General features: G+C 73.5%; 3 protein-coding genes and 2 pseudogenes. All 5 read right to left on the bottom strand.

The genetic code is table 11. The features are described from left to right. Positions 1-53: 53 nt before the first annotated feature. Positions 54-2,057 carry an acyl CoA:acetate/3-ketoacid CoA transferase gene (locus PINTE_RS20080; RefSeq protein ID WP_068434177.1) on the bottom strand — a complete coding sequence of 668 codons (2,004 nt, stop codon included), beginning with the start codon at positions 2,055-2,057 and terminating at the stop codon, positions 54-56. A 76-nt stretch (positions 2,058-2,133) separates the two neighbouring features. Further along, complete coding sequence (locus tag PINTE_RS24660) at positions 2,134-2,358, bottom strand: sensor histidine kinase (protein WP_068434175.1); 225 nt, start codon at positions 2,356-2,358, stop codon at positions 2,134-2,136. 311 nt (positions 2,359-2,669) lie between these two features. Beyond that, a pseudogene (locus PINTE_RS25170) lies at positions 2,670-2,777 on the bottom strand (hypothetical protein); the annotation flags it as partial. 118 nt (positions 2,778-2,895) lie between these two features. Further along, positions 2,896-3,558, bottom strand: a pseudogene (locus PINTE_RS25165) (histidine kinase dimerization/phospho-acceptor domain-containing protein); the annotation flags it as partial. 1,794 nt (positions 3,559-5,352) lie between these two features. After that, a partial coding sequence (locus PINTE_RS23465; protein WP_217996665.1) for a hypothetical protein occupies positions 5,353-5,666 on the bottom strand: 314 nt, incomplete at its 5' end.

Raw genomic sequence — 5,666 nt, 5'->3', positions numbered from 1 at the left:
GCTGAGCCGGCCCACCGCCGGCCCCGCGCCGACTCCGCGCTGACCCGCCGGCCTCACCGGCCGCGCAGCCGCGCCTCGGCCTCCTGCCGGTTCTCGAAGAGGTTGGGCACGAACTCGGTGTGACTCATGGCCTCGTCGAGGCGGGCGCGCAGGAAGGCGTTCGAGGTGTACCGCGTGACGTCGGTGTAGAAGCGCTCCATGAGCCCCTCGACCATGTGCACGTAGGGGTCGACGAGGTCGGGCAGGATCGTGAACCGGTCGTAGTTGACGACGGCCTCGACCTTGCGACCCAACGGCACGAGGTTGTGCTCGACGGCGCGGCGCACCCGGTCGATGTCGGTCGTGCTGCGGATGTCGAGGCCGCCGAAGTCGATGAAGAAGCGGTCCTTGGCGGCGTCGAACGTGAGCCGCTGGTACATCGGCCGGTCGAGCAGCTGGGTGCGCAGGCCCATCGGCTCGGACTCGAAGATCCGCGGGTCCATGTGCACCATGTGCGCGGGGTCGGCGTTCAGGATCGGCTCGAAGTCCATGTGCGCCAACACGTCTGCCTCGACGTCGATGCCCGGGGCGATCTCCAGCAGCTCCAGCCCGCCGGGCACGAGCTTGAACACGGCCCGCTCGGTGACGAAGCGCACCTCCCGCTGGTCGCGCAGGGCCTGCGCCCCGGAGAACGTGCGGTGCTCGACCTGACGCACGAACTTGCGCTGCGTGCCCTCGCGGACGATGACGAGGTGCCCGTCCTCGACCCGGCACTCCAGCCCGCCCGCGGTGAACGTGCCGACGAACACGACGCAGTGCGCGTTCTGGGAGATGTTGACGAAGCCCCCGGCGCCCGCCAGCCGCGACCCGAACCGCGAGACGTTGAGGTTGCCCTGCGCGTCGGCCTGCGCGAGCCCGAGCACCGCGATGTCCAGGCCCCCGCCGTCGTAGAAGTCGAACTGGTTGGGCTGGTCGATGATCGCCTGCGCATTGGTCGCCGCCCCGAAGTTCAGGCCCCCCGCGGGGATCCCGCCGACGACCCCCGGCTCGGCCGTCAGCGTCAGCAGGTCGATGATCCGCTCCTCGGCGGCCACGCTGGCCACCCCCTCGGGCATGCCGATGCCGAGGTTGACGACGTCGTCGGCCTCCAGCTCCATCGCCGCCCGCCGGGCGATGATCTTGCGCTCGCTCATAGGCATGACCGGCACGCTGGTGGCGGGGGCCCGCAGCTCGCAGGAGAAGAACGGGTTGTACGGGTCGGCGAACGTCTGCTGGTGCAGCTCGGGCGACTCGGCGACGACGACGCAGTCGACGAGGATCCCGGGCACCTTGACCTGCCGGGCGTTCAGCGTGTGCCGGTCGGCGACCCGCTCGACCTGCGCGATGACGACCCCGCCGGAGTTGCGGGCCGCCATCGCGATCGCCTGCGCCTCCAGCGTCAGCGCCTCCCGCTCGAACGTCAGGTTGCCGTCGGGGTCGGCGGTCGTGGCCCGGATGATGCCGACGTCGATCGGGAACGCCTTGTAGAACAGGTAGTCCTGCCCGTCGATCTCCAGGTGCCGCACGAGGTCGACGCTCGTGCGCTCGTTGAGCTTGCCGCCGCCGTGGCGCGGGTCGACGAACGTGTCGAGCCCCACCCGGGTCAGCGTGCCGGGCTTGCCGGCGGCGATGTCGCGGAACAGGTGGGTGATGACGCCCTGCGGCAGGTTCCAGGCCTCGATCTTGTTCTGCACCGCCAGCGCCTGCATCTTCGGCACCAGCCCCCAGTGACCGCCGATGACGCGCGCCACCATGCCCTCGTGGCCGAAGTGGTTGAGCCCGCGGTCCTTGCCGTCGCCCTGCCCGGCCGCGTAGACGAGCGTGAGATTGCGCGGGTGCCCGGAGTCGGCCCGGTCGTCGAGCCCGAGAAAGCGCCGCTCGAGCGCGACCGCGATGTTCTCCGCGAACCCGATGCCGACGAACCCGCCTGTCGCGATCGTGTCGCCGTCGCGCACCAGGTGCACGGCCTGGTCGGCCGCGACGATCTTGCCGGTGTCGCCGCTGCTCAGGCCGTGGAGTGGGTGGGGGTGTCGCCGCATGATCGCCTCCCGCGCGCTGCCCGTCGCCCGGGCTGCCGTGCCCGGGCGGAGTCTGCGGCCAGGGTACGGGGCGGTCCTACCCGGCGGGCAGCACGACGGTGAACGTCGCGCCGCCGTCGGCGTTGTCGCCGGCGCTGATCGTGCCACCGTGCCGGCTGACGATCGAGTGACACAGCGCCAGCCCGAGGCCGATGCCCGCGTAGGCGTCCGCGTCCTTGGAGCTGCGCGAGAACGCGGCGAAGATCTTCTCCTCGTCGCCGGGCTGCAAACCGACTCCGGCATCGGCGACCTCCAGGCGCACCCAGCCCGGCTCCCCGCGGTGCTGCGCAGGGTGATCCGCGCCGGTTCCCCGGGCCGCGCGTCTTTCACGGCATTGCCGACGAGGTTGGCGAGCAGCTGGCGGATGAGGCCGCGGTCGCCGCGCACGCGGTGGTGCATGTCGAGTTCGATGCGCGGCGCGCGCGGCCCGTTGCCCGTGACGTCGGCGACGACCTCGCGCGCCACCGTCTCCAGGGGCACGCTCGACATGCGCAGCGCGCCGTCGCGGGCCACCGTGAACGACAGGTACTCGTCGATGAGTCCGCGCATGCGCCCGCTGGATTCGCGCGCGCGCAGCAGCGCCCGACGCCCGGAGACGGGGTCACCGGCCGCCAGCTCGTCGTCGGCCGCCTCGAGCCAGCCGGCGACCGCGGCCAGCGGCCCCTTGAGGTCGTGGGCCACGGTGCCGGCGAAGGCGCCGGTCGGCGTCGGCGAACCCGTCGACGACCTCCCGGGTGACCGGCTCCAGCGGAACCTCCCGCAGGCGCAGCAGGCCCTCCCGGGCCACGGTGAACGCGAGGTAGTCGTCGATGAGCCGGCGCATTCGCGTGCTCGCGGCGCGGGCCCGCGCGAGGGCCTGCCGACCGGCGGCGGTGTCGTCGACGGAGATCTCGTCGGCGGCGGCCTCGACCCAGCCCGACAGCGCCGTCAGCGGACCTTTGAGGTCGTGCGCCACCGTGCCCGCGAAGCCGCGCAGCTGCCGGTCGCGGGCGTGCTCGGCGCTGATGTCGTGGAAGAGGAACATGACGCGCCGGCCGTGCGGGCTGTCGAGCAGATGACCGGTGAGGGCCACGATCCGCCGGTCGCCGTCGGAGTTGGTGATCGTGAAGATGCGGGTGGGGGTGCTGCGGGCGGCGTCCGGGAACGACAGCGGCAGTTCGTCGTCGCGCGCGGGGCGGGAGCCGTCGGCGGTGCGGACGCCGAAGTAGGCGGTCCACGAGTCCGGCGCCCGGTCGGGGATCGCGCGGCCCAGCATGCGGCGGGCGGCCTGGTTGTGCATGACGACGCGCCCGCCCGGGGTGGCCAGCAGCATGCCGTCGCTCATGGTCTCGAAGACGGCCTCGAGCAGGTCGCTGGTGTCCTGGGCGGCCGCGCGTTCCACGTCGAGCGCGTGCGCGAGCCGGGCCCGCTGGTCGCGGAAGAGCGCGAGCAGGATCGTCAGGAAGCTGCAGAACACCAGCATGAGGTCGATGACGATCGGCACCGAGATGATGCCGGAGTAGCCCGGCTCCTGGTCGTACAGGCCGGCCGCGATGACCGAGGCCGCCGCCGCGTAGATCGCGTAGGCGGCCGCGCCGATGGGGGTCAGGGTCATGCCCGCCCACAGCGCCGGAGCCAGCGAGATCCAGCTGATCGGCAGGTCCGGGAAGGCGCGGGGCAGGTACATGCACACGGCGCCGGTCGCGCAGATCGCCACCGCGTGCCACGTCGAGGGCGGGGTGAGCACGGCCGGGCGCCGCCAGTAGAGCAGCAGGAAGAACGTCGACGTGCCGATCCACAGGTTGACGAGGTCGCGGGAGGTCCACCACAGCACGCCGCGCGGGTCGAGCGCCCCGGGCTGCAGCCCCGGGTAGCCGCCGAACACCGCGCCGAGCAGCGCCGCGGTGATGCAGGCCCCCAGCAACGCAGCCAGCTGCCCGGGGGCTCCCGGCGCCCAGGACTGCCGTCCGTCGCCGGGCAGCCCGGCCCGGTAGATCGCCAGCGCGAGCACGGCCATGAGCACGTTGACGACGGCGGTCCACGCCGCCGGCCAGCCCATCCCGAGCACCACCGCGCCCCACCCGCCGACGGAGGCGGTCAGCGCACCCGCCACCAGCCAGAACGCCCGGTCGCGCGGCACGCCGCGCCCCGGCCACCACGCGCTGAGCACGACGGCGCTCGTGGACATGACCGCCCAGAACTCGCTGATCCCCAGCTGCGGGTAGTAGCTGCGCATCGCCATCGTCAACGTCACCGGCCCCGCGACGAGCCCGACGCCGAAGAACACCCACGGCATCCGGCCTCGACGCGCCCCGGTCGGGCTCGGGGAGCCGGTGTCGCCGGGCTCCCCCTCCCCTGATGAGGCGGGCCCTCCGGGGGACCCGCCCTCCTGGGATGAGCTGGGTTCCTCGGAGGACCCGAGGCCGTCGACGCCTGGCTCCGCGGAGGACCCGCCGCCGACGACGCCTAGGAGGCCGGGGCCGGACTCGGTGTCGAGGTCGTCGGCACGGGAGTCGAGCCTGCGCGGGGGTGCACCCGTTTCGGGGTCGTCGGTGTCGGACCCGGGTGCGCGAGAAGACCCGGATGCGCGCGAACCGGACCTGCCGGAGGGCGCGCCGAGGTCCGCGCCCGTGAGCCGCCGGGCCATCGCGCCCACATCGACGAGGCGCGACCGCGTCGATCTGCCCGCCATTGCTCGCCCCTCACCGCGTCCGCCTGATCTCCCATCGGCCGGGATGCGGGGTCGGCAAGGCCCCTCGCGCGGGGATTAGTCCAGCCACCACCTGGCGTCCGCGCCGATGAGCCGGGCCCGTCCGCCGAGGGCGTGGGCGTGGCGCTGCCCGTGCCGACGACTGTTGCGCCTCGCAGCCGACACCGGAGCCACCCGGAACCCCCGGAGCCGCTCGCAGCCAGCCCCTGGAGCGCCTTGGCCGCGGGCCGGCGCCGGACCGAAGACGAAGTTGGCATACACACTCGCCCCCGCGACGCCTGAGCCCGCGCATCACCGCAGGTCACAAGCGCGCCGACAACGCTCGGATCCGAGTGTGTCAGTCGTTCTCGTCTCCGGCCCTCGGCCGGCCCCCCGGAGCCCTCCGCAGCCCTCCCGGCGCCGCCGAGAGCCGCCCAGGACGCGGGCCGGCCCCGGAGCGAGACGAAGTTGGCATACACACTCGCCCCCGCGGCAACTGAGCCCGCGCATCACCGCAGGTCACAAGCGCGCCGACAACGCTCGGATCCGAGTGTGTCAGTCGTTCTCGTCTCCGCCCTCGGCCGGCCGTCACTGACCGGGACGCGGTGACCCCGGCTCGCGGCCGTTGCGCGTGTCGGGCGTCGGCCCCGAGCCGCTTCCGGAGCCGCCCGTGGGGCCCGCGGAGCCGCCCATCATCCGGCGGTCCTCCTCGTCGAACAGGTCGTCGGCGCGCTCGTACTCGGCGAGGTCGCGTTCGGCGTCCGGGGAGAGGCGCTCGCTGGAGTAGGAGCGTTCGCCCCGCCCACCGTAGGGATCGGCCAGCTCCTCAGCCGGTCCGCTCCCGTCCCCGGCCGCGTGGGCGGCCGGCTCGACGGCCTCACCCCCGCGTCGGCCGGGCCGCG

The sequence above is a fragment of the Piscicoccus intestinalis NBRC 104926 genome (assembly GCF_001515525.1).
Taxonomy (GTDB): Bacteria; Actinomycetota; Actinomycetes; order Actinomycetales; family Dermatophilaceae; genus Kineosphaera; species Kineosphaera intestinalis.
The sequence above is the reverse complement of the archived record's forward strand: the minus strand, read 5'-3'. Positions and strand labels throughout refer to the sequence as shown.